Origin of the sequence: Halogeometricum limi (genome assembly GCF_900115785.1) — an archaeon.
In the GTDB taxonomy this organism is placed as follows: domain Archaea; phylum Halobacteriota; class Halobacteria; order Halobacteriales; family Haloferacaceae; genus Halogeometricum; species Halogeometricum limi.
Genome location: NZ_FOYS01000001.1, coordinates 349,368 through 368,819 on the forward strand (window position 1 = coordinate 349,368; position 19,452 = coordinate 368,819).

21 protein-coding genes are annotated in these 19,452 nt (G+C 66.5%); 14 read left to right on the forward strand and 7 right to left on the reverse strand.

The annotated features are described in order from the left end of the window. The first annotated feature begins 125 nt into the window (after window positions 1-125). The 4 genes from BM282_RS01835 to BM282_RS01850 all read left to right on the forward strand — a co-directional run bounded on the left by BM282_RS01835 (window position 126) and on the right by BM282_RS01850 (window position 5,258). A complete protein-coding gene (locus tag BM282_RS01835; protein WP_089876231.1) occupies window positions 126-899 on the forward strand; it encodes a response regulator in 774 nt (257 codons plus the stop codon). Window positions 900-962: 63 nt separating this feature from the next. Continuing rightward, window positions 963-2,819, forward strand: a complete 1,857-nt coding sequence (locus BM282_RS01840; protein WP_089876233.1) for a PAS domain-containing sensor histidine kinase — start codon at window positions 963-965, stop codon at window positions 2,817-2,819. Between the two features lie 111 nt (window positions 2,820-2,930). After that, window positions 2,931-4,214 (forward strand): YihY/virulence factor BrkB family protein, encoded by a 1,284-nt coding sequence (locus tag BM282_RS01845; protein ID WP_089876235.1) that lies wholly within the window; start codon window positions 2,931-2,933, stop codon window positions 4,212-4,214. Between the two features lie 126 nt (window positions 4,215-4,340). Continuing rightward, window positions 4,341-5,258, forward strand: coding sequence for a phosphatase PAP2 family protein (locus BM282_RS01850; protein ID WP_089876237.1), 918 nt, complete (start codon window positions 4,341-4,343; stop codon window positions 5,256-5,258). Window positions 5,259-5,290: 32 nt separating this feature from the next. On the opposite strand, the gene glnA is transcribed toward BM282_RS01850, so the two are convergent. Further along, window positions 5,291-6,667: a type I glutamate--ammonia ligase gene (glnA, locus tag BM282_RS01855; RefSeq protein WP_089876239.1), complete on the reverse strand. Its 1,377-nt coding sequence runs from the start codon at window positions 6,665-6,667 to the stop codon at window positions 5,291-5,293. Between the two features lie 114 nt (window positions 6,668-6,781). Between glnA and lrp the strand changes: the two genes are divergently transcribed. Then, window positions 6,782-7,252 carry an HTH-type transcriptional regulator Lrp gene (lrp, locus tag BM282_RS01860; protein WP_449271684.1) on the forward strand — a complete coding sequence of 157 codons (471 nt, stop codon included), beginning with the start codon at window positions 6,782-6,784 and terminating at the stop codon, window positions 7,250-7,252. A gap of 61 nt (window positions 7,253-7,313) precedes the next feature. Here the strand turns inward: lrp and BM282_RS18360 are convergent, their stop codons facing one another. Both BM282_RS18360 and BM282_RS01865 read right to left on the reverse strand, forming a co-directional pair. Beyond that, on the reverse strand, window positions 7,314-7,466 hold the full coding sequence (locus BM282_RS18360) for a hypothetical protein (RefSeq protein WP_175501333.1): 153 nt from the start codon (window positions 7,464-7,466) through the stop codon (window positions 7,314-7,316). Between the two features lie 365 nt (window positions 7,467-7,831). Then, window positions 7,832-8,914, reverse strand: coding sequence for an aminopeptidase (locus BM282_RS01865; RefSeq protein WP_089876243.1), 1,083 nt, complete (start codon window positions 8,912-8,914; stop codon window positions 7,832-7,834). Window positions 8,915-9,117: 203 nt separating this feature from the next. On the opposite strand from BM282_RS01865, the gene BM282_RS01870 reads away from it, so the two are divergent. Both BM282_RS01870 and BM282_RS01875 read left to right on the forward strand, forming a co-directional pair. Beyond that, window positions 9,118-9,660 (forward strand): DoxX family protein, encoded by a 543-nt coding sequence (locus tag BM282_RS01870; RefSeq protein WP_089876244.1) that lies wholly within the window; start codon window positions 9,118-9,120, stop codon window positions 9,658-9,660. A 102-nt stretch (window positions 9,661-9,762) separates the two neighbouring features. Next, window positions 9,763-10,788, forward strand: coding sequence for a threonine aldolase family protein (locus BM282_RS01875; RefSeq protein ID WP_089876246.1), 1,026 nt, complete (start codon window positions 9,763-9,765; stop codon window positions 10,786-10,788). 14 nt (window positions 10,789-10,802) lie between these two features. Here the strand turns inward: BM282_RS01875 and BM282_RS01880 are convergent, their stop codons facing one another. Beyond that, a complete protein-coding gene (locus tag BM282_RS01880) occupies window positions 10,803-11,744 on the reverse strand; it encodes a cation diffusion facilitator family transporter (RefSeq protein WP_089876248.1) in 942 nt (313 codons plus the stop codon). A 127-nt stretch (window positions 11,745-11,871) separates the two neighbouring features. Between BM282_RS01880 and BM282_RS01885 the strand changes: the two genes are divergently transcribed. Beyond that, entirely contained in the window at window positions 11,872-12,393 is a 522-nt protein-coding gene (locus BM282_RS01885) for a metallophosphoesterase (RefSeq protein ID WP_089876250.1), read from the forward strand. A 261-nt stretch (window positions 12,394-12,654) separates the two neighbouring features. Here the strand turns inward: BM282_RS01885 and BM282_RS01890 are convergent, their stop codons facing one another. Next, on the reverse strand, window positions 12,655-13,650 hold the full coding sequence (locus BM282_RS01890; protein WP_089876252.1) for an ArsR/SmtB family transcription factor: 996 nt from the start codon (window positions 13,648-13,650) through the stop codon (window positions 12,655-12,657). 106 nt (window positions 13,651-13,756) lie between these two features. On the opposite strand from BM282_RS01890, the gene BM282_RS01895 reads away from it, so the two are divergent. The 3 genes from BM282_RS01895 (at window position 13,757) to BM282_RS01905 (ending at window position 15,598) form a co-directional block, all read left to right on the forward strand. Then, window positions 13,757-13,936, forward strand: coding sequence for a DUF7859 family protein (locus BM282_RS01895; protein ID WP_089876254.1), 180 nt, complete (start codon window positions 13,757-13,759; stop codon window positions 13,934-13,936). Window positions 13,937-13,942: 6 nt separating this feature from the next. Next, window positions 13,943-15,145 carry an inorganic phosphate transporter gene (locus BM282_RS01900; RefSeq protein ID WP_089876256.1) on the forward strand — a complete coding sequence of 401 codons (1,203 nt, stop codon included), beginning with the start codon at window positions 13,943-13,945 and terminating at the stop codon, window positions 15,143-15,145. A gap of 99 nt (window positions 15,146-15,244) precedes the next feature. Continuing rightward, window positions 15,245-15,598, forward strand: coding sequence for a hypothetical protein (locus BM282_RS01905; protein WP_089876258.1), 354 nt, complete (start codon window positions 15,245-15,247; stop codon window positions 15,596-15,598). A 36-nt stretch (window positions 15,599-15,634) separates the two neighbouring features. On the opposite strand, the gene BM282_RS01910 is transcribed toward BM282_RS01905, so the two are convergent. Beyond that, window positions 15,635-16,984, reverse strand: a complete 1,350-nt coding sequence (locus tag BM282_RS01910; protein WP_394327780.1) for a hemolysin family protein — start codon at window positions 16,982-16,984, stop codon at window positions 15,635-15,637. Window positions 16,985-17,230: 246 nt separating this feature from the next. On the opposite strand from BM282_RS01910, the gene BM282_RS01915 reads away from it, so the two are divergent. The 3 genes from BM282_RS01915 to BM282_RS01925 are packed head-to-tail and all read left to right on the forward strand — an operon-like array spanning window position 17,231 to window position 18,717. Next, on the forward strand, window positions 17,231-17,518 hold the full coding sequence (locus BM282_RS01915; RefSeq protein ID WP_089876262.1) for a glutathione S-transferase N-terminal domain-containing protein: 288 nt from the start codon (window positions 17,231-17,233) through the stop codon (window positions 17,516-17,518). Continuing rightward, window positions 17,518-18,033 carry a redoxin domain-containing protein gene (locus tag BM282_RS01920; RefSeq protein WP_089876264.1) on the forward strand — a complete coding sequence of 172 codons (516 nt, stop codon included), beginning with the start codon at window positions 17,518-17,520 and terminating at the stop codon, window positions 18,031-18,033. Before BM282_RS01915 ends, BM282_RS01920 begins: the two co-directional genes overlap by 1 nt. A 57-nt stretch (window positions 18,034-18,090) precedes the next feature. Next, on the forward strand, window positions 18,091-18,717 hold the full coding sequence (locus BM282_RS01925) for an L-threonylcarbamoyladenylate synthase (RefSeq protein WP_089876266.1): 627 nt from the start codon (window positions 18,091-18,093) through the stop codon (window positions 18,715-18,717). A 45-nt stretch (window positions 18,718-18,762) separates the two neighbouring features. Here BM282_RS01925 and BM282_RS01930 read toward each other — a convergent pair whose 3' ends face one another. After that, window positions 18,763-19,431 (reverse strand): CRISPR-associated protein Cas4, encoded by a 669-nt coding sequence (locus BM282_RS01930; RefSeq protein ID WP_089876268.1) that lies wholly within the window; start codon window positions 19,429-19,431, stop codon window positions 18,763-18,765. Window positions 19,432-19,452: the final 21 nt, after the last annotated feature.

The window sequence follows — 19,452 nt, forward strand, 5'->3', positions numbered from 1 at the left end:
CCAAGTAGCGTGGTGTGTAGTGACAGGCTTTCGTGGCGACTCGCACTCGGGCCGCCACGCGACCCGGCGGCACCGGCGCCGCGCGAGTTCGAGCCCTCACACGCGTACTCCGCCGTTCACCAACCATGATCGAACACCGAAACAACCGACGAGACCCGGACGACGACACGCTCCACAGCGACGAGTTGTTCGACCTCCTCTCCAGTACGGCGCGGCGAATCATCCTGTTTCACCTCCGCCAACACGGCGCCGCGACGGTGGACGAACTCGTAGACGTCCTCGCCGAAGTCGGTGAGTACGACCGACAACTCGCGTCCGTGGAGTTGTTTCACGTCCACCTGCCGGAACTCCAGCGGTTGGGCCTCCTGACGTACGACGTGGACGAGCAGATCGTCGAATCGACCGCCTACCTCCGAGAGATACGCGAGTGGCTCGACCTGGCGGTCAGACGCGACATCCGCTTCGAGATAGACGACGCGGAGGCGCGCGAGGACCCCGAGACGGACGCGGGCTACACGGAGTTCCTGCAGGTCCTCCTCGTCGACGACGAACCGGGCCTGCCCGAGACCATCGCCGCCTACGTCGAAGAACAGCACGACGACATCGTGGTGACGACGGCGGCCAGCGCCCTCGAAGCGGTGACGCGACTCGAAGAGGAGAAGTTCGACTGCATCGTCAGCGACTACCAGATGCCCGCCATCAGCGGACTGGACTTCCTGAAGGCGGTCCGCGAACAGGACGACGAGATTCCGTTCATCGTGTTCACCGCGAAGGGAAGCGAGACGACGGCGAGCGAGGCTATCTCCAGCGACGTGACCGACTACGTGCAGAAGAAACCCGGCGTCGGCCAGTACGACGTCCTCATCGACCGCATTCGAAAGGCGGTCGCCGACGACTGAGGCTCCCGTGACTCCGTCGTCCGTCGCCGTCGCACGCGAGCGACTCTCGGCGGTGGCCCGAAGATGAACTCCGACGCCTCGACCCCCGACGACGGCGAGACAGCCTCTGTCTCCCCCGAGCGACGCGACCGACGGCGGGACGACCGGCCCACCGGTCACGACGACGTCGACCGCCCCCCAATCGACGTTCTCGACGACTCCGTGGTCGGTACGTTCGTCCTCGACGCGTCGTTTCGCGTCGTCTGGGCCAACCGGACCGTCGCGACGTTCTTCGGTATCGACCGCGAGGCGCTTCTCGGCGCGGACAAGCGCGAACTGATCGAACACGAGATAAAACACATCTTCGAGGACGCCGACGGGTTCGCAGAACGGGTGCTCGCCTCGTACGACGACAACGCGCACGTCGACGTGTTCGAGTGCCACGTCGTCGCGTCCGACGACAGGGCGGACCGGTGGCTCGAACACCGAAGTCTGCCGATAGCGTCGGGTCCGTACGCGGGGGGACGACTCGAACACTACACCGACGTGACGGCGCAGAAACAGCGCGAACGCCGATTCGAGGCCATCTTCAACAGTACGTACCAGTTCATCGGTCTCATGGAACCCGACGGAACGCTCGTCGAGGTGAACGAGGCCGCCTTGGCGTTCAGCGGACTCGACCGCGAGGCCGTGGTTGGAAAGCCGCTCTGGGAGGCCCCGTCGTGGCAGGTGGACGACGAGACGCCGCGGGAGTTGCAGGCGGCGGTCGAACGCGCCGCGGCCGGGGAGTTCGTCCGCTACGACGTCGACGTGCGCGGAACCGACGGCACCGCGACCATCGACTTCTCGATTCGCCCCGTCACGGACGACGCCGGCGACGTGGTCTTGCTCGTCCCCGAGGGTCGCGACATCTCCGAACTGAAGCGTCGAGAGCAGGAACTCAGACAGAGCCGGGAGTTTCTCCGGCAGATACAGGCCGTCGCGGACATCGGCGGCTGGGAGATAGACCTGCGAACCGACTCGCTGAAGTGGACCGACGAGGTGTACCGCATCCACGACCTTCCGCCGGACTACGAACCCACCGTCGAAGACGCGCTGAGCTTCTACCACCCCGACGACAGGCCGGAGATAGCCGAAGCGGTCGAACTCCTCGTCGACGGCGGCTATCCGTTCGACCTGCAACTCCGACTCGTGACGGCCACCGGCGAGACGCGGTGGGTCCGCGCGCTCGGCAGTCCGTGGTACGAGGGCGACGAACTCGTCGGCGCGCGCGGGACGTTCCAAGACATCACCGAGTGGCGCGAACAGCGACGGACGCTCGAACGGCAGAACCGCCGCTTCGAGGAGTTCGCCTCGGTCGTCAGCCACGACCTCAGAAACCCGTTGATGGTCGCGCACGGGTCGCTCGAACTGGCCCGCACCACCGGCGACGACGCGCACTTCGACCGGGCCGAATCCGCACTCGACCGGATGGGGTCGCTCATCAACGACCTGCTGGCACTCGCCCGCGAGGGGCGACGCGTCGAAGGAACGACCACGCTCGAACTCGCGACGGTGGTCGAGGACGTCTGCGAGACGCTCCCGCTCGACGGCGCGACGGTCGACGTCTCACTCGGCGAGTACAGCCTCGACGCCGACGAACGCCGGTTGCGACAACTGCTGGAGAACCTCCTCTCGAACGCGATTCGACACGGGGGCGACGACGTGACCGTCCGCGTCGGCGTCCTCGACGACGAGACGGGGTTTTTCGTCGCGGACGACGGGCCGGGGATTCCCCCGGAGGTCAGAACGTCGGTGTTCGACCGCGGCTACACCACCTCCCCGGACGGACTGGGTTTCGGACTGGCCATCGTCGAGAGCATCGTCGCCGCGCACGGGTGGAACGTCGACCTGACGGAGAGCGAGACGGGCGGCGCTCGGTTCGAGATACTCGTCTCGTGAGCGTGGTGGGCGAGGAGCGATTGGGGACGGACCGCCGCCGCCACGAACGTCGCTCGCCCGCATCGTGTCGCTACCACGTAACTTCTTGTGTGCCTCGGTCGAAGGTGGTTCGTGAGCGTTCGGATTCGAAATCAAGTTCCCGTGATTCGGTCGGTCGTGAGTACGATTCAAGAGCGCGAGGTGACGTTCTTGGCGGCGAGCATCTCGTACTACACGCTCGTCTCGCTCGTCCCGCTCCTCACCCTCGGCCTCCTCGTCGCGTCGTTCGTGGGCGGGGACGCCCTCAGACAGCAGGTGCTCGGCCTGGCGGAGCAGTACCTCCTCCCGTCCGGGTCGGAGGTCATCCGCGGTGCGTTGGAGAACCCCTCCGGACAGGGCGCGCTCTCCGTCGTCAGCCTCGGCGTCACGCTCTGGGGGGCGCTCAAACTGTTCCGCGGGCTCGACATCGCCTTCTCCCGCGTCTACGGCTCCGAAGCGGGCGGCATCGTCGACCAACTCAAAGACGGCGTCATCGCGCTCGGTTCGCTCGGTGCCGGGACGCTCGGCGTCGCCATCGCCACCGCCGTCATCGCCGTCCTCGACATCCCGTTCGTCGACCTGCTCAGCCCGCTTCTGCTCCTCGGCCTCCTCGTCGCGGCGTTCTTCCCGTTCTACTACGTCTTTCCCGACGCCGGACTCTCTCCGCGGGAGGCGCTTCCGGGGACGGTGTTCGCGGCCGTCGGATGGGCGGTTCTCGGCGTCGTCTTCGGTATCTACGCGTCGAGTACGGGCGGGTCCGTCGCGGGCGCACTCGGCGCCATCCTGCTTCTCGTGACCTGGTTCTACTTCTCGGGCATCCTCATCCTCACGGGTGCGGTGGTCAACGCCGTCCTCGCGGGGAAAGTGGGCGGACCGAGCGACGAGGACGTGGCGGACCGGCAGGTACAACACGGACCCGCCCGACTGACCGACCGGACGATGAGCGTGGACGACGCAACCGCTGGTGGCGACTCCCGGGAGACGGAGGTAGAGCCTCGTGGCGCACCTGACATCGAACAGCTCGAAGGCCGCGTCGAAGAGCTTCGCGCGGACCTCGAAGCGTTCGAGTCGGACGTCGAGCAACGGACCGTCGACCGGCCCGACGTGGAGTCGGAACTGAAGCGCTACGTGCGCCGCCGGATGCGACAGGGCAAGGCCCGCGGGTGGGGGCCGTACCTCGTTCTCCTCTACGGCACCGCCGTCACCATCGCGGCGTTCTTCCTCATCCAGGACGACCTGCTCGCCGTCGTCGCCATGCTCGTCACGTACCTCTCGACGCTCGGCCTGTACGTCCTGTTCGTCGTGTTCGGCGCCGGACTCGGCGCCCTCGGCGTCCCCGGCCGTCTCGTCGACTGGATTCGCGACCGACGCGCCTGAACGCGAACGCCCGCCGGTTCGTCCTGCGCTCGACTCGACCCGCACTCGCTTCACCCCACACTCGCCGCGCCCCGTTCGCGGCGACTCCCGCAGTTATTTGTCGTCTCACTCGTCACTCCCGCAGTGATGTCGCTCTCTCACCCGGCGGCGGTCGCCCCGTCTCCGCTCGTCGCGCCCGGCGGCGTCCCCGTCGCCTCCCGTGGCGTCGGCGAACTCCTCGTCGCCGAGTCGCTCCCCGACGCCGCCGTCTCGCTGTTCTCGCTTCTGACCCATCTCGGCGACCCGTGGCTCTGCCTGTTCGCTATCTCGTTCGCCTACGTCGTCGGTGACCGGGTCGGAATCGCTCGCCCCTCGGCGGCGTTCGTCCTCGCACTCGGCCTCGGAGCGGTCGGTCTCACCGTCGGTCTCAAAGAACTGTTCGCGCTCCCGCGCCCGCCGATGGCGGCCGAGTCGGGGTACGGGTTCCCCAGCGGTCACGCCCTCGGGACGACGGTGTTCTGGGGCGGGGCCGCCCTCCTCCTCGACGTCGGGCGCCGTCGCGTCCGTCTCGGCGTCGCTGCCGCCGTCGTCGTCCTCGTTGCTCTCTCCCGCGTCGTCATCCGCGTGCACTACCTCGTCGACGTCGTCGCCGGCGTCGCCGTGGGCGTGCTCTTTCTCGCCGCCGTGTTCGCCGTCGGTCCGGGCCTCCGACGCCCGTCGACGCCCTCCGACACCGCCGTCGTCGCCTGCTTTCTCCTCGGCGGCGTCCTCACCTCCGCCGCGGGGGTTCTCGACCCGATAGAGCGCGAAGTGCTCCTCGGCGTCGGCACCGCCGTCGCCGGCGCGGTGACGTGGTCGACCCTCGCCGACGCCGTTCACGGTGCTCGAACCGGCGTTTCGCGGCGACGACTCGCGCTGGGCGTGGTCGCGTTCCCCGCGCCACTCGCGTTGATGCTCGTCGTCGCGAAACTGTCGCCGGCGTCGCTCGTCGTCGTCGCGGCCGGTGCCGTCGGCGGCGCGACGCTCCTCGGACTTCCGGCCGCGGTGTCGTCACTCGCCGACTGAAAGAAGAGAAAAACAGGCCGCGGTGGGTCGCCTCAGAACGTCTCGAGGTACTGGTCGAGTTCCCACTGGGAGACGTCGATGCGGTACTCGTCGTACTCCTGCCGCTTGGCCTGGTTGAACTTCTCGTAGATGTGCTCGCCGAGTGCGTCCTGAACGGTCTCGTCCGCCTCGAGGGCGTCGAGCGCCTCGCCGAGGTTCGAAGGGAGCGTCGTGATGCCGTACTCTTCGCGCTTTGCTTCGTCGAACTCGTAGATGTTCTCGCGGACCGGGTCCTCGCACTCCAGTTCGTTCTCGATGCCTTCGAGACCGGCGTGGATGAGCGCGGCGAACGCGAGATACGGGTTACACGAGGGGTCGGGGAAGCGCGCCTCGATACGCGAGGCGGCCGGGACGCGAGCGGCCGGCTTGCGGATGAGCGCAGAGCGGTTGCGGTCGGACCACGCGACGTACACCGGCGCTTCGTAGCCGGGGACGAGACGTTTGTAGGAGTTCACCGTCGGGTTCGAGACGGCGGCAATCGCGGGGGCGTGCTGGAGGATGCCCGCCGTGAACTGCTTTGCCGTCTCCGAGAGGTTGAACTCGTCGTCGTCGTCGTGGAAGGCGTTCTCGCCGTCCTCGGTGAAGAGCGACAGGTGCGTGTGCATGCCGGACCCGTTGATGCGCGGGATGGGCTTGGGCATGAACGTCGCGTGCAGGTCGTGCTGGGCCGCGATGGCGCGGACGACGGTGCGGAACGTCCCCACGTTGTCGGCCGTCGTGAGCGCGTCGTCGTACGTGAAGTTAATCTCGTGTTGACCCTCTGCGACCTCGTGGTGGCTGGCCTCTATCTCGAAGCCCATGCTCTCCAGGCCGTAGATGATGTCACGGCGGACGTCGGAGGCGAGGTCCTTCGGTGCGAGGTCGAAGTAGCCGCCGGCGTCGTTTGTCTTCGTCGTCGCGCGGCCCTCTTCGTCCTCCTCGAACAGGAAGAACTCCGGTTCGGGTGCGGCGTTGATCTGATAGCCCATCTCCTCCGCGCGGTCGATGGCCTGCTTCAGCACGTAGCGCGGGTCTCCCTCGAACGGTTCGCCCGTGCTCGTATCGATCACGTCGCAGATGAGGCGCGCGGAGCGACCGTCGCGCCACGGGAGGATAGCGAACGTTTCGGGGTCGGGCTTGAGGCGCATGTCGGACTCCTGGATGCGCACGAAGCCTTCGATGGAGGACCCGTCGAAGTAGATTCCCTCGGTGAACGCCTTCTCGGCTTGCGTCGCCGGGACGGCCACGTTCTTCACCGTGCCGAGAATGTCGGTAAACTGGAGGCGGAGGAAGTCGACTTCCTTCGACTCGATCTCGTCGACGACGGCCTGCGCCTGCGAGGAGAGGCCACCGTCTGCAACAACGTCAGAGTTAGCGTTTTCGTCCGTCATCTTACTGGACAGGAGTTTCTGACAACAGCCACCTTAATGATGTTATCGCTTAGCGCAACTCGTGAGCGCGTCTGTCAGAACTGGATATTCGTAAAATTCTAATGTGGTGAGCGAGTGCGTCGTGTTATGACGTACGAAAACCTCGACGCAAAACTCATCAACGCTCTGCTTGGCGACGGCCGCGCCAGTCTCCGAAGCCTCGCGGAGGAACTCGACGTCTCCGTCACCACCGTCTCGAACCACCTCCGGGACTTAGAGGATGAAGGCGTCATCGAAGGGTACACTCCGCGCGTGAACTACGACGAACTCGGCTACGACGTCACCGCCATCATCCAACTCAAGGTGGAGGGAAGCGCGCTTCCGCAGATAACCGACCGCCTCCGCGAACAGAAGCAGATGATATCCGTCTACGAAGTGACGGGGGACTACGACATCATCGCCGTCGGGAAGTTCACCGACACGGACGGCATGAACTCCCAGATAAAGGCGCTCCTGACGGACTCGGACATCCGCGAGTCCAACACCAGCGTCGTCCTTAACGCCGTCGTCGAGAACGAGCAGTTCGAACTCGACATCGACGAGTAACTCGGCCGACGCCTCTCCGCTTCTCGGCGAAAAAAGTAGTTGTCGAGTGGTATCGCGCGACTCAGACGAAGCGACTCGCGACGTCCTCCATGTCCGTCCGACAGTACGGACAACGGTAGCGTGTGTTGAACCCCGAACGCTGCGTCGTCGTCTTCGCCTCCAGTTCGTGCATCCCCACGTCTCTCCCACACTCGGTACAGAGTACCTTCGGCATGTGTATTGTGCTACGGTAACACAGGTGCATAAATCGACCGGTAGATAAGACAGTCTTCGAAACTGGAATAAATGCCCCGACGGCGAACCACCCCGTCTTCCCAGTCACGTGCCGCGGTACCCTCCCACTTTTTCCGGGGGTTCGCTCCGGGAGAATGGAGTTCTCCCGTGCTCTCGTTCGCACCGACTCACGAGAACTCCGCTCACCCCCGCAAAACCTGGTGGAAAAAGACCGCACCGCGACGTCACCCTCGCTCAGAAGTCGTCCTCGAACACGAACGTGCCCTCCCACTTTTTCCGGGGGTTCGCTACGCTCACCCCCGCAAAACCTGGCGGAAAAAGACCGCACCGAGACGTCACCCTCGCTCAGAAGTCGTCCTCGAACACGAACGTGCCGTCGCGTTGGACGACGTCGCCGTCGACTTCGATTCGGGAGTCTTCGGACATGTCCAGAATCATGTCGACGTGTTCTGCGCTGTCGTTCACCTCGTTCTCCTCGCCCACCGTCTCGGGGTACGCCGCGCCGACGGCCATGTGGACGGTGTCGCCCATCTTCTCGTCGAACAGCATGTTGTAGGTGAACCGGTCGATGGCGCGGTTCATCCCGATACCGAGTTCGCCGAGGTAGCGCGCGCCCTCGTCCGTCTCGAAGACGCCGTCCAGCACTTCCTCGTTACGCTCCGCGCTGTAGGATTCGACGCGCCCGTCCTCGAACGTGACGCGGACGTCCGAGATTTCGCGGCCCTGCCGGTAGAGAGGCATGTCGAAGTGCACCTCGCCCTCGACGCTGTCGCGCACGGGCGCGGTGAACACCTCGCCGCCGGGGAGGTTCTTCTCGCCCTTGTCGTTTATCGTGGAGTTGCCCGCGACGCTCATCGTCACGTCCGTCTCGTCGCCGGCGACGATGCGCACCTCGTCGGCGTCGTCGAGAATCTCGACCATCTGCTGTTGGTGTTCGTACTGTTCGTCCCAGTCGAGGCTCACGGCGTCCCAGACGAAGTTCTCGTAGCCGTCGGTGCTCATCCCCGCGAGTTGGGCGTTGCCCGACGTGGGATACTGCGTGAGACACCACCGCTTCGAGAGGCGTTCCTGCAGGACGGGTTGCATCGCCCGGCGGTACGCGGCGTTCGTCTCGGGGTCCACGTCCGACGTCTCCGAGGCGTTCACGTCGCCGCGGACGGCGACGTAGACGTCCATCTCCTCGTAGAGTGTGAGGAGGTGCTCCGGCGTCTCGAAGTCGCCGTCGTGGTTGCGGAGGAACGCGCGCGAGGCGCGCGAACTGCTGTTCGTGTAGACGGGGTTCGCGCCGCGTTCGGCGCACTCCTCGTGGAGGGCGACGACCAGGTCCTCGGCCGCGGCGGGCGCGGCGATGACGACGTTGTCACCCGACTGGATATCGGCGGAGTGGTCCGCGATGGTCTGGGCGTGTTCACGGATACGTGGGTCCATATCCTGTCTCTCTCGCGTGTGCCCCCAAACACCTTTCGCACATCGTGCGACCCGTTCGCTCGCGTCACCCAGTCTTCGCTCCGCTCTTCGTCCGAATCCTCGAGTCGAAAGGTCCCCCTCGGCCGTTTCTATCTATCCGAGAATCACGTTCTATTTATATGTCGTATCTTCCCGACTGTTCGGTTGTAAGAGGTCGTAGAATAATGAACACTCCCACCACCACCACCACGACCGGAACGAAATTTGAAGACGTCCTCGACTTCGACCTGCAGGGGACGATTGCCGGGTACTGGCTCGTCGCCCTTCGTCTGATTACGGGCTACTGGTTCCTCCACGCGGGATGGACCAAGTTCGCCTTCGTCTCTGGTGACGCGTTCGACGCCAGCGGCTACCTCGCCAACGGCACCGCTGGGAGTCCCATCAACGGCTTCTTCGTCTGGGCCGCGGGCACCCCGTGGCTGATGGAGATTACGAACGTCATGATTCCCACCGGTGAGTTCCTCATCGGACTCGGACTGATCGTCGGCGGACTCGTCCGACTGGCCTCGTTCTTCGGGGCCGTCCTGATGGTGTTCTTCTACCTCGGGAACGCCGACTGGGCGCACGGACTGGTCAACGGCGACCTGTTCGGTCTCGTCCTGTTCGTGACGCTCGCGACGTTCGGTGCGGGCCGAATTCTCGGTCTGGACGCCGTCCTCGAGGAGAGATTCGCCGAGTCGCGCCTCGCCAAGTTCCTCCTCGGGTGAACCGACCGACGACCGCGGTCCCGTTTTTCTCGTCCCCGACTCCGGAGCGTGCGGACCGCCGGGACCGGGGTTTATAACTCGGTTCCCTCGAATCGTGTGCGCATGGCTATCGACCTTCGTAGCGACACGGTGACGCTGCCGTCCGAGGAGATGCGCGACGCCGCGCGCGACGCGCCCGTCGGCGACGACGTGTACGGCGACGACCCGACGGTGAACGAACTGGAGGCGGCCGCCGCCGACGCGGTGGGGATGGAGGCGGCGTTGTACGTTCCGACGGGGACGATGGGTAACCAAATCGCCGCCCGCGTCCACACCGACCGCGGTCAAGAGATTCTCGTCGACCAGCAAGCGCACGTCTACAAATGGGAACTCGGCGGACTCGCGCAACTGTCGGGTCTGCAGGTCCGGACGTTCGACGCGGGCGAGTCGGCCGTCCCGACGCCCGAACAGGTCCGCGCGGGCTACGTCGAGGAGGCGCTTCACAAGGCCGGAACCGGACTCCTCTCGCTCGAAAACACGCACAACGCCCGCGGCGGGACCGCCGTCTCGCCCGCGGAAATCGGGACCGCCGCGGACGCCGCCCACGAACTCGGGATTCCGGTCCACTTGGACGGCGCGCGCCTCTTCAACGCCTGCGTCGCCCTTGACGTGGACGCGCCCGCGATGACCGAACGCGTAGACTCGGTGATGTTCTGCCTGTCGAAGGGACTCGGCGCACCGGTCGGGTCGATGCTCGCCGGAAGCGAGGAGTACGTCGAGAAGGCCCGTCGCGTCCGCAAACTGTTCGGCGGCGGGATGCGACAGGCCGGGATAATCGCCGCGCCGGGACTCCTCGCTCTCGACAACGTCGAGCGACTGGCCGAAGACCACGAGAACGCCGCGCGACTCGCCGCGGGACTGGACGACATCGACGGCCTCCGCGTCCCCGACCCGGACACGAACATCGTCCAGGTGTTCACCGACGACGCCGGACTCACCGCCGAGGAGTTCGTTTCTCGCTGCGAGTCGGTCGACGTCCTCGGCGGCGCGCACGCGGAGTACCTCACGCGCTTCTGTACCAATCTCGACGTCTCACGGGCGGACGTCGAAGCGGCGGTGGACCGAATCGAGACGGTGATGCGCGACTGAGCGACCGCGCGTCCTCAGAGTTCGGGCTCGATGTAGACGTGCCGTACCCGGTCGTCTTCGGTTCGCAACTTCTCCTCTATCTGCGTGATGTCGTCGTCCAGTTCTTCGGTGCCGAGGTCGGAGTCGAAGCTGATGTCGGCGGTGACGAGCACTTCTTCGGGGCCGACGTGGACCGTTCGGAAGGCGTCGACGTGGACGACGCCGGGATGCTCTTTGACGACCGTTCGAAGCCGGTCCTCGACGTCTTTCGGAAGGCTCTCGCCGAGGAGAAGGCGTTTGTTCTCCCACGCGAGAGCGACGGCGAACCCCATGAGGAGGAGGCCGATACAGACCGCCCCGATGGCGTCGTACACCTCGTTACCCGTCAGTTCGGAGAGGACGACGCCGACGAGGGCGATGGCCGCGCCGAGCAACGCGATGGTGTCCTCCGTGAACGCCGTGAGCGTCGTCACGTCGCTGGTCTTCCTGAACGCCTCGCGGTACCCGCTCCACTCGTACTCGCGTATCTGCCGGACGAGTTCGGTGTTGGCCTTCTTCAGCGCGTACGTCTCGAAGCCGATGGCGCCGAGGAGGATGACGACGTTGACGTACCACCCGGGGAAGGTGTAGCCGAGCGCCGACACGGCCCCGCCGAGGGCGTGGCCGCCGTGGACGATGGCCTCGTAGCCGTGTTTCAGCGACTCCCACCCGGCGATGCCGAACAGGAGCACCGAGACGAGAAACGAGTAGAAGAACTGCGCTTTGCCGTAGCCGAACGGGTGCGCCCTGCTCGACTCCTTCTTGCTGTACCGGATGCCGACGAGGAGGAACACCTGGTTGCCCGTGTCCGAGATGGAGTGGTACGTCTCCGAGAGCATCGACGGGCTCTGGGTGAGGAGATATCCGAAGAACTTCAGTATCGCGATGGCGCCGTTCGCGAAGAGTGCGGCGATGACGACGCCTCTGCTACCTGCCATGCTCTCACGTCAAGCGACTCCCGTAAGAGCGTTTCCACGGTGACGCCGGTGGTGAATCGCCGCCGTCTCCGAGACGCGTCCGGAGAGCGGAACGTTCCTGTTGCTTCGAATCGTACGGGACCTCAGCATGCTCACCGTCGTCTCCGACACGCACAGTACGGACTCGCATCGACTCACCGGGCGGACGCTGGACGCCGTCCGCGAAGCGGAACTCGTCGTCCACCTCGGCGACTTCATGCGAGAACCCGTCCTCGACGCGTTCGAGAGCGAGTCGTCGCGCCTCTTCGGCGTGTACGGCAACAACGACGACGACGGTATCCGCGAACGCCTCCCGGCGGCGCGGAACTTCGAGTTCGGCGGCCTGACGTTCGCGGCGACGCACACCCGCCGCGGCGGTTCGACGGCGCTCACGATGTTCGGGCGCGAACGCGACGCCGACGTGGTCCTCTTCGGACACAGCCACCAACCCACGTTCGACGCGACGGGTGCCGTGACGCTTCTGAACCCCGGGAGCCACGCGCAACCGCGGGGTCACCGGGCCGCACACGCCGAACTAGAGTCGATGACCGACGGCGGCGTCAACGGGAGACTCGTCACCGTCGAAGGCGAGACGTTCGAGACGTTCACGATTCCACCGGTCGAGGACTGACGGCGCGAAAGGGGAAGAGTGGGGGAGGGCGCACCTCGGATGTCAGTGCAGGTCACACGGACGCGGGACGCGGTGCGACGCCGGTGGTCGGTTCGATTCGGGAGTGGGGGCGTGCGTCGCGTGGGCGAGACGGTGGAGGGCGCCTCGCGCGGTGCCGCGTCCGGCGTTCGGATTCGATGGAGGGCCGAAACGCCGTGAGACCTTGCACTTCGTCGGTGTTTCCCCGTGCGGATATACGCACCGTAAAGTCAAACTGCGTTTTCACCTACGAACCATCCAGTACGCCGTCGCTACCGCGAGGGTGAGGACGCCGCCGAGGAAGAACAGTTCCGCGGGCGACAGCGCCGCCAGTTCGACGACGCCCGACCCACTCCCGAGCGACGTCTCGACGGCGGTTCGAGTGGCCTCGGAGGCGGTTTCGGTCGCTCGCGCGGTCACCGTCTGCGCCGTCTCAGTCGCCGTCGGCGCTTCCGTCTCGGCGGCGGCCGTGGCCGTCTCCATCGAGGTGGCGGCGTCCGTCCGCGTCGCCTCGCCCGCCTCCGTCGTCGTCGCTTCGGCGGCGCCGAACCCACCGGCGTCGCCGTCCGTCGCCGTCGGAGTTCCCGTCTCGGCGGGAGTTTCGGTCGCTCGTTCCGGCGCTTCCGTCTCTGCGGCCGTCGGCGTCGTCCCCGCCGTCGCGTTCGTCGCGCCGCCCGCGCCACCGGCGTCGGCCGCCGTCGTCGCCCCGTCGTCGCCGCCTCCTCCCGACGCCGACCCGCCGTCCGTGGCCGCACCGCCGGCCGACTCGCTCTGGTCGACGAGGGTGACGCCCGGCCCCGCGGCAGTCGTCGTCAACCGCTCGACGACGACGCTCCCGAGTGCCACGGCACCGAGGCCGCCGAGCAGTTGCGAGAGCACCGTCTGGAGGCCGCCGGTGTCGTCTTCGTTCCCGGCGACGACGACGAGTGCGCGGTCGGCGGGCGTGTAGACGGTCATCTCGCGGCCCTTCTCGGAGTACGCCGTCCCGCCGGACTCGATGAGGTCGGCGTCTTCGAGTTTACCGAGGTGGTACTGCGCGTTCTGGATGGAGGTGTCCACCCGCGCTGCGACTTCCGAGGGGGTCGCGGGTTCGTCGTGCAGCGAGGAGAGTATCGCTCGCGCGGTGTTCGAGGAGATGGCCGAGAGCAACTCCGACACCTCGTCGCTGTCGATTCCGACGACGCGAGGCTCTTTGTCGCCCTCTGGAGGGTCGGGCCGAGTGGGGAGGATGTCGGCCATGTAACCAGTCGATTTCCGAGCGGAGGTCATGAGTCTTCTCCTCTCTGTGGGGTGTCGACGCGAGGACGGCGAAACGGCTTTACCCGCTCCCCGGAAAGCCCCGCCCATGTCTGCCCGTCCGCTGCAGGGCTTGCTCGACGGCTTCGTGGAGTTCGTACTCTCCGAACCGATATTCGTCGGCTTTCTGCTCTTGCTCTTGGCGTTCGTCTTCTTCGCGTACCTGTTCATCCGCCGGACGCTGACCGGGATGCGGCAAGGATTCGACGAGGGATACCGGGGGAAGTAGGCCGCGATGGTTGCGCTCGGAACGCTGGTGACGCTGGTCGTCGCCGCACTGGCGAGTCTGTTCATGGCGTGGGCTATCGGCGCGGGGTCGTCCGGTTCGACGCCGTTCGCACCCGCCGTCGGCGCGAACGCCATCTCCGTGATGCGCGCGGGGTTCGTCGTCGGCATCTTCGGGTTCGCGGGCGCGTTCCTCCAGGGGGCGAACGTCACGGAGGCCGTCGGCAACGAACTCGTCCTCGGAAACGTCCTGACGGCCAGTGCCGCCACCGTGGCACTCCTCACGGCCGCCGCCCTCGTCGCGCTCGGCGTCTTCGCGGGCTACCCCATCGCCACCGCGTTCACCGTCACCGGCGCCGTCGTCGGCGTCGGCCTCGCCAACGGCGGCCTGCCCGCGTGGGCGAAGTACCAACAGATCGTCTCGCTGTGGGTTCTCACCCCGTTCGTCGGCGGCGGCGCGGCCTACGCGACGGCGCGACTCCTCCGTAAGGAGTCCGTCTCCGAACGGGTCGCCGTCCCCGCCCTCGGCGGCATCGTCGGCGGCATCGTCGCGACCATCGACTTCGCCGTGTTCGGTACCGAGGGCCAACCCGCGGGTTCGCTCGCGGAGTTCGTCGCGCGGGCACTCCCGCGGATAGACGTCGCGGGCGTCTCGCTCGGCGTCGCCCTCGTGACGGTGGCGTTCGCCCTCCTCTCCGCCGGACTCGTCGGCCGCGAGATGGTCCGCGACGAGGCGCAGGGACAGCGTCGCTTCCTCCTCGTCCTCGGCGGCCTCGTCGCCTTCTCCGCCGGCGGAAGTCAGGTCGGACTCGCCATCGGACCGCTCGTTCCCCTCCTCGATACGGTCGCCATCCCCCTCCCGGCGCTCCTCGTCGGCGGGGGTCTCGGCCTCCTCGTCGGGTCGTGGACCGGCGCGCCGCGGATGATAAAAGCGCTCGCGCAGGACTACTCCTCGCTCGGACCGCGTCGGTCCATCGCCGCGATGATTCCCTCGTTCGCCATCGCACAGATAGCCGTCGCCCTCGGCGTCCCCGTCTCGTTCAACGAGATTATCGTCAGCGCCATCGTCGGAAGCGGGTACGCCGCGGGCGGCGCGGGCGTCAGCAGAGAGAAGATGGTGAAGACGGTCCTCGCGTGGGTCGGGTCGCTCGCCCTCGCGTTCGGACTCTCGTACGGTATCTTCCGCCTCGTCCGCCTCGTCGTCTCCGTCTGAGGTCGGCGTCGCTCGGGTCGTCGACGACTCTCCTTTCCTCCCCTCGCGAGTCGTCGAGGCGCCAGATACGCTCATGAACGCTCGCCACGTAGTTCTCGTATGCCGTCGTCGTCACTCGGGCAACCGGCCCAGTCGGGCGGACACGACCGCCGTCGCCGTGTCGTCTACGCGACGTTCTGGGGCGTCTTCGGCGTCTCGTTCGTCGCGCTCGGTATCGCGCGCGGACTGACGCTCCTCGGCCTCGCGTCCGGACTCGTCGGCGTCGGTGGGTTCGTCCTCACGCTCTACTCGCTGTCGGCACCGGCGCGGGCGCTCCCGGCGCCGGGCGTGTTCTCGCGTCGGGTCGCGCCCGACGCGGACGGCGACTCCTTCGGCGTCGCGGCGGCGTACGCACTCGCCGTCGTCCTCGGCGCCTTGGCCGTCGTCCTCCTCGCGGTGCTGCTTCTCGTCTGAACTGTCCGAAAATGTCAAAAAGCCGCTCGACCGGCGCTACTCGTTCTGTATCTCGGCTTCCGTCTCCTCTTCCTCGTCGGCGTCGTAGGACTCGTCGACGGTGATGCGGGCTTTCATGATGCGCGTGTTGTCCACCTGTTCGATGCGGATGGTGATGCCCTCGAACTCGATCTCTTCGCCCTCTTCGACGAGTCGCCCCGCGCGGTTGAAGATGAAGCCCGCGAGCGTCTCGAACTCTTCGCCCTCCGGGAGGTCGAGGCCGAGCATCTCGTTGACCTCGTCGATGTTGACTTCGCCGCGAACGAGCGTCTCGTGTTCGTTGACGACCTCGAACGACTCCTCTTCGTCGTCTTCGAGGATGTCGCCGACGATTTCTTCGACCATGTCTTCGAGCGTGATGAGCCCCTCCGTGGTCCCGAACTCGTCGATGACGATGACCATCTGGAGGCGGCTATCCTGAATCTCTGTGAGGAGTTCGTCGACGTTCTTCGACTCGGGGACGTGCAGCGTCGGTTGGACGATGTCGGCCAACTTGCTGTCGCCCTCGCCGTAGAACTGTTCGCGGACGAGGTCACGGATGTTGACGATGCCGATGATGTTGTCGAGGTTGCCGTCGTAGACGGGGACGCGTTCGTGGTCGGACTGGACACACGTCTCGATGGCCTCGTCGACCGGCGCGTCCTTCGGCACGGCGGTCATGTCCAGACGCGGGGTCATCACCTCCTTGGCGATGGTCTTGTTGAACCGGAAGATGCGGTCCAGCATCTCGCGTTCCTCCTCTTCGATGACGCCCTCGCGTTCGCCGGTCTGAATGAGGTCTTGAATCTCGTCGCGCGTGATGTACGACGTCTCGATGGCCGACCGGCCACCGGTCACCTTGTTGATGACTCGGGTCAGGTAGTCGAAGAACACGACGAGGGGGAGCAGCACGTACTCCGAGTACTTGAGAGGCCGCGCGATGCGAAGCGACCACGACTCGGTGTTCTCGACGGCGTAGGACTTCGGCGCGCTCTCGCCGAACAGCAACACGAGCGTCGTGATGCCGAACGTCGAGATGAGCACGGCCGTTCCCGCGTCGTAGTAGATTCCGACTATCGCCGTCGCGATAGAGGACATCGCGATGTTGGCGATGTTGTTCCCGACGAGGATGGTGACGAGGAGTCGGTGCGGGTCGGATTTGAGCTCACTCACGACTTTCGCGCCCGGCACGCCGCGTTCGACCAGCGAGTCGACGCGGTGTTTCGCGAGCGAGAACATCGCTATCTCCGAGGAGGAGAAGAACGCCGACAGGCCGATGAGGAAGACGATGGCGAGGGCTCCGGCGATGGTGATGGTCGTCTCGTCGAGGACCGGGAGCTGTAACACCCCCGCCACGTACCTGGTCACGTCACTCACGATGCCTGCGGTCTGGACGGGCGCTGCTGCATCCGCGATGCCCGGAGGGCGATGCTGAGCAGCGATAGATGGTTCGAGCGGCGACAAACCCATGCAAATACGTCTTTTTGTCCGGCCCCGGAATTAAGAGTTGCCCTCTCCGGCACGACGGAGCGGATGTTTTTCGGGTTTCGACCGCTCGCGGCGGGTGATTCCGGGGTCGAAGCCCTTAGGCGCGGGACGACCGTACGTGGCCCCATGACGGGCGACGAATCGGTGATTACGCTGTACCGTCTTCAGGCGTGCCCCTACTGCGAACGGGTCGTCCGCGTCCTGAAGCAACTGAATCTCCCCTACGAGTCGCGGTTCGTCGAACCGATGCATTCCGACCGAGACGTGGTCAAGCGCATCTCCGGGAAGCGAACCGTCCCGGCCATCGTCGACGAGAACACCGGCGTCACGATGTCCGAGTCCGCGAACATCGTCGACTATCTGCAGAACACGTACGGCGACGGCGCCGACGCCGACGCCGGAGGTGTCGCCTGATGGTCGACTTCGAAGTCGTCGAGTTGCCCGAGTCGGACCATCCCGAGGTGGGCGAGACGGCCCCTGACTTCACGCGCCCCCTCGTGAACGCCGAGTCGTGGGAAGACGTCTCGCTCTCCGAACTCACCGACGAGGGGCCGGTCCTCCTCGTCTTCCACACGATGGACGGGGCGTTCCCCGCGACGTACGTCTGGAACAACCTGCGCGACCGCGGTATCCCCGAGCAGATACAGACCGTGGGCGTCTCCATCTCCTCGCCGTACGAGCACAAGACGCTCTTGAAAGAACGCGGCGTCGAAGCGACGGTTCGGCTCTACTCGGACCCCGCCGCGGGCGTCGCCGCCGACTACGGCATCGAGAACCCCCTCGACGGCATGACGGGCGTCACCGAACACCGCCCGGCCGTCTTCCTCCTCGACGAGGACCGGACCGTCCGGTACGCGTGGGTCGCGAGCGAGTGGCCCGAGTTCCCCGACTACGAGGACGTCGCCGACGCCGTTTCCGAACACGCCTGACGCGCCGATACGTCCGCTTCGGCACTCTCTTCTTTCCGTACCGCGTCCACACGAGCGATGCCGAACTTCGACGAGTCGATAGCGGAGGCCGCCCGTGCGGTCCGCGCGGGCGACGCCGTCGTCTATCCGACCGAGACGGTGTACGGCCTCGGTGCCGACGCGACGGACGCCGACGCCGTCGAACGAATCTTCGAGTTGAAAGGCCGCGCACGCGAGAAACCGCTCTCCGTGGGCGTCCCCGACGTCGCCACCGCGCGCGAGTACACCCGCCCGACGGCGTTCGAAGCCGAGTTCATGGAGGCGTTCCTCCCCGGCCCCGTCACCGTCGTCGTCGCACGCGGCCCCGACCTCCCCGACGTCGTCACCGCGGGCGGTGACCGCGTCGGCGTCCGAATCCCGGACTACGACGTGACGCTCGAGTTCTACCGACGCGCGGACCGGCCGGTGACGGCGACGAGTGCGAACCGGAGCGGCGACCCGAGCGTGACGAACCCGGCACAACTGGACGCCGGCCTCCGGTCGGCGGTGGGTGCCGTCCTCGACGCCGGTGACACGCCCGGCGGCACCGAGAGCACCGTCGTCGACCCCGGCCGAAACGTGATTCATCGCCGCGGTGCGTTGGCCGACGACGTGGAGACGTGGCTCACGGACCGCGCCGACGCGCCGCCGACCGTCGACGACTGATACCGTACCGTTCCACGCTACGTTTCTCTGTCTTCTCCCGTCGTCTCAGAGCCCCAAGAGCGACTTCAGCGACCGGGTTTTCGTGCCGCACGTCGTTCGGTAGTCGCAGGCGGCGCACTTGTCGGAGTCGCCGATTCGGGGCGGGACGCCCGCCATCTGCCGGACGGTCCACAGCGTCCGCCGATACGCGCCCGCGTTCCGCGTCGTGAGCCGGACGGTTCGGACGACGCCGTGGGCCGGATACTCGACCATCGCCCGCGGAATCTCCCGCTCTTCCTCCCACGCCAACGCCTTCGCGACGGCGACGGCGCGGACGCGTTGCGGTTCCCACACGCCTCGCTCCGGCGGGTCGCCCGGCGAGACGATGGTCGGGACCGGCGGGTCGCCGTCGAGCACCTTGTGGGCGACGCCGTGACAGTCGCGTCCGCGGAGAAACCGCTCTCTGTGGGTCGGCCGCGCCAACTCCGTCCAGTCGTCGCGACGAGCGAGGCGGGCGAGATTCTCGCGGTACGCCGCGGGTTCAACCGCGAGCGCGTGCGAACGGAGTTCGTCGTCGTCGGCACGCAGCGACTCCTCGTAGCGGAAGGCGAGTTCGCGGACCCGTTCCACCTCGGGCGGGGGCGCGTGGTCGTCGTCTCGCTCGGCGTAGTACAGTTGTCGCGGGCAGTAGGCGGCCCGTCCGAGGTGTGAGAACGGCGTCGAGGTTCGGGACACGGCGACTGTGGCCGCCCGTTC

What these genes read in the sequence shown, in the direction of transcription:
- BM282_RS01835 (WP_089876231.1), top strand. Translation starts at nt 126, where the DNA reads ATGATCGAACACCGAAACAACCGACGAGACCCGGACGACGACACGCTC.
- BM282_RS01840 (WP_089876233.1), top strand. Translation starts at nt 963, where the DNA reads ATGAACTCCGACGCCTCGACCCCCGACGACGGCGAGACAGCCTCTGTC.
- BM282_RS01850 (WP_089876237.1), top strand. Translation starts at nt 4,341, where the DNA reads ATGTCGCTCTCTCACCCGGCGGCGGTCGCCCCGTCTCCGCTCGTCGCG.
- glnA (WP_089876239.1), bottom strand. Translation starts at nt 6,667, where the DNA reads ATGACGGACGAAAACGCTAACTCTGACGTTGTTGCAGACGGTGGCCTC.
- BM282_RS18360 (WP_175501333.1), bottom strand. Translation starts at nt 7,466, where the DNA reads ATGCCGAAGGTACTCTGTACCGAGTGTGGGAGAGACGTGGGGATGCAC.
- BM282_RS01865 (WP_089876243.1), bottom strand. Translation starts at nt 8,914, where the DNA reads ATGGACCCACGTATCCGTGAACACGCCCAGACCATCGCGGACCACTCC.
- BM282_RS01870 (WP_089876244.1), top strand. Translation starts at nt 9,118, where the DNA reads ATGAACACTCCCACCACCACCACCACGACCGGAACGAAATTTGAAGAC.
- BM282_RS01875 (WP_089876246.1), top strand. Translation starts at nt 9,763, where the DNA reads ATGGCTATCGACCTTCGTAGCGACACGGTGACGCTGCCGTCCGAGGAG.
- BM282_RS01880 (WP_089876248.1), bottom strand. Translation starts at nt 11,744, where the DNA reads ATGGCAGGTAGCAGAGGCGTCGTCATCGCCGCACTCTTCGCGAACGGC.
- BM282_RS01885 (WP_089876250.1), top strand. Translation starts at nt 11,872, where the DNA reads ATGCTCACCGTCGTCTCCGACACGCACAGTACGGACTCGCATCGACTC.
- BM282_RS01890 (WP_089876252.1), bottom strand. Translation starts at nt 13,650, where the DNA reads ATGGCCGACATCCTCCCCACTCGGCCCGACCCTCCAGAGGGCGACAAA.
- BM282_RS01895 (WP_089876254.1), top strand. Translation starts at nt 13,757, where the DNA reads ATGTCTGCCCGTCCGCTGCAGGGCTTGCTCGACGGCTTCGTGGAGTTC.
- BM282_RS01900 (WP_089876256.1), top strand. Translation starts at nt 13,943, where the DNA reads ATGGTTGCGCTCGGAACGCTGGTGACGCTGGTCGTCGCCGCACTGGCG.
- BM282_RS01905 (WP_089876258.1), top strand. Translation starts at nt 15,245, where the DNA reads ATGCCGTCGTCGTCACTCGGGCAACCGGCCCAGTCGGGCGGACACGAC.
- BM282_RS01915 (WP_089876262.1), top strand. Translation starts at nt 17,231, where the DNA reads ATGACGGGCGACGAATCGGTGATTACGCTGTACCGTCTTCAGGCGTGC.
- BM282_RS01920 (WP_089876264.1), top strand. Translation starts at nt 17,518, where the DNA reads ATGGTCGACTTCGAAGTCGTCGAGTTGCCCGAGTCGGACCATCCCGAG.
- BM282_RS01925 (WP_089876266.1), top strand. Translation starts at nt 18,091, where the DNA reads ATGCCGAACTTCGACGAGTCGATAGCGGAGGCCGCCCGTGCGGTCCGC.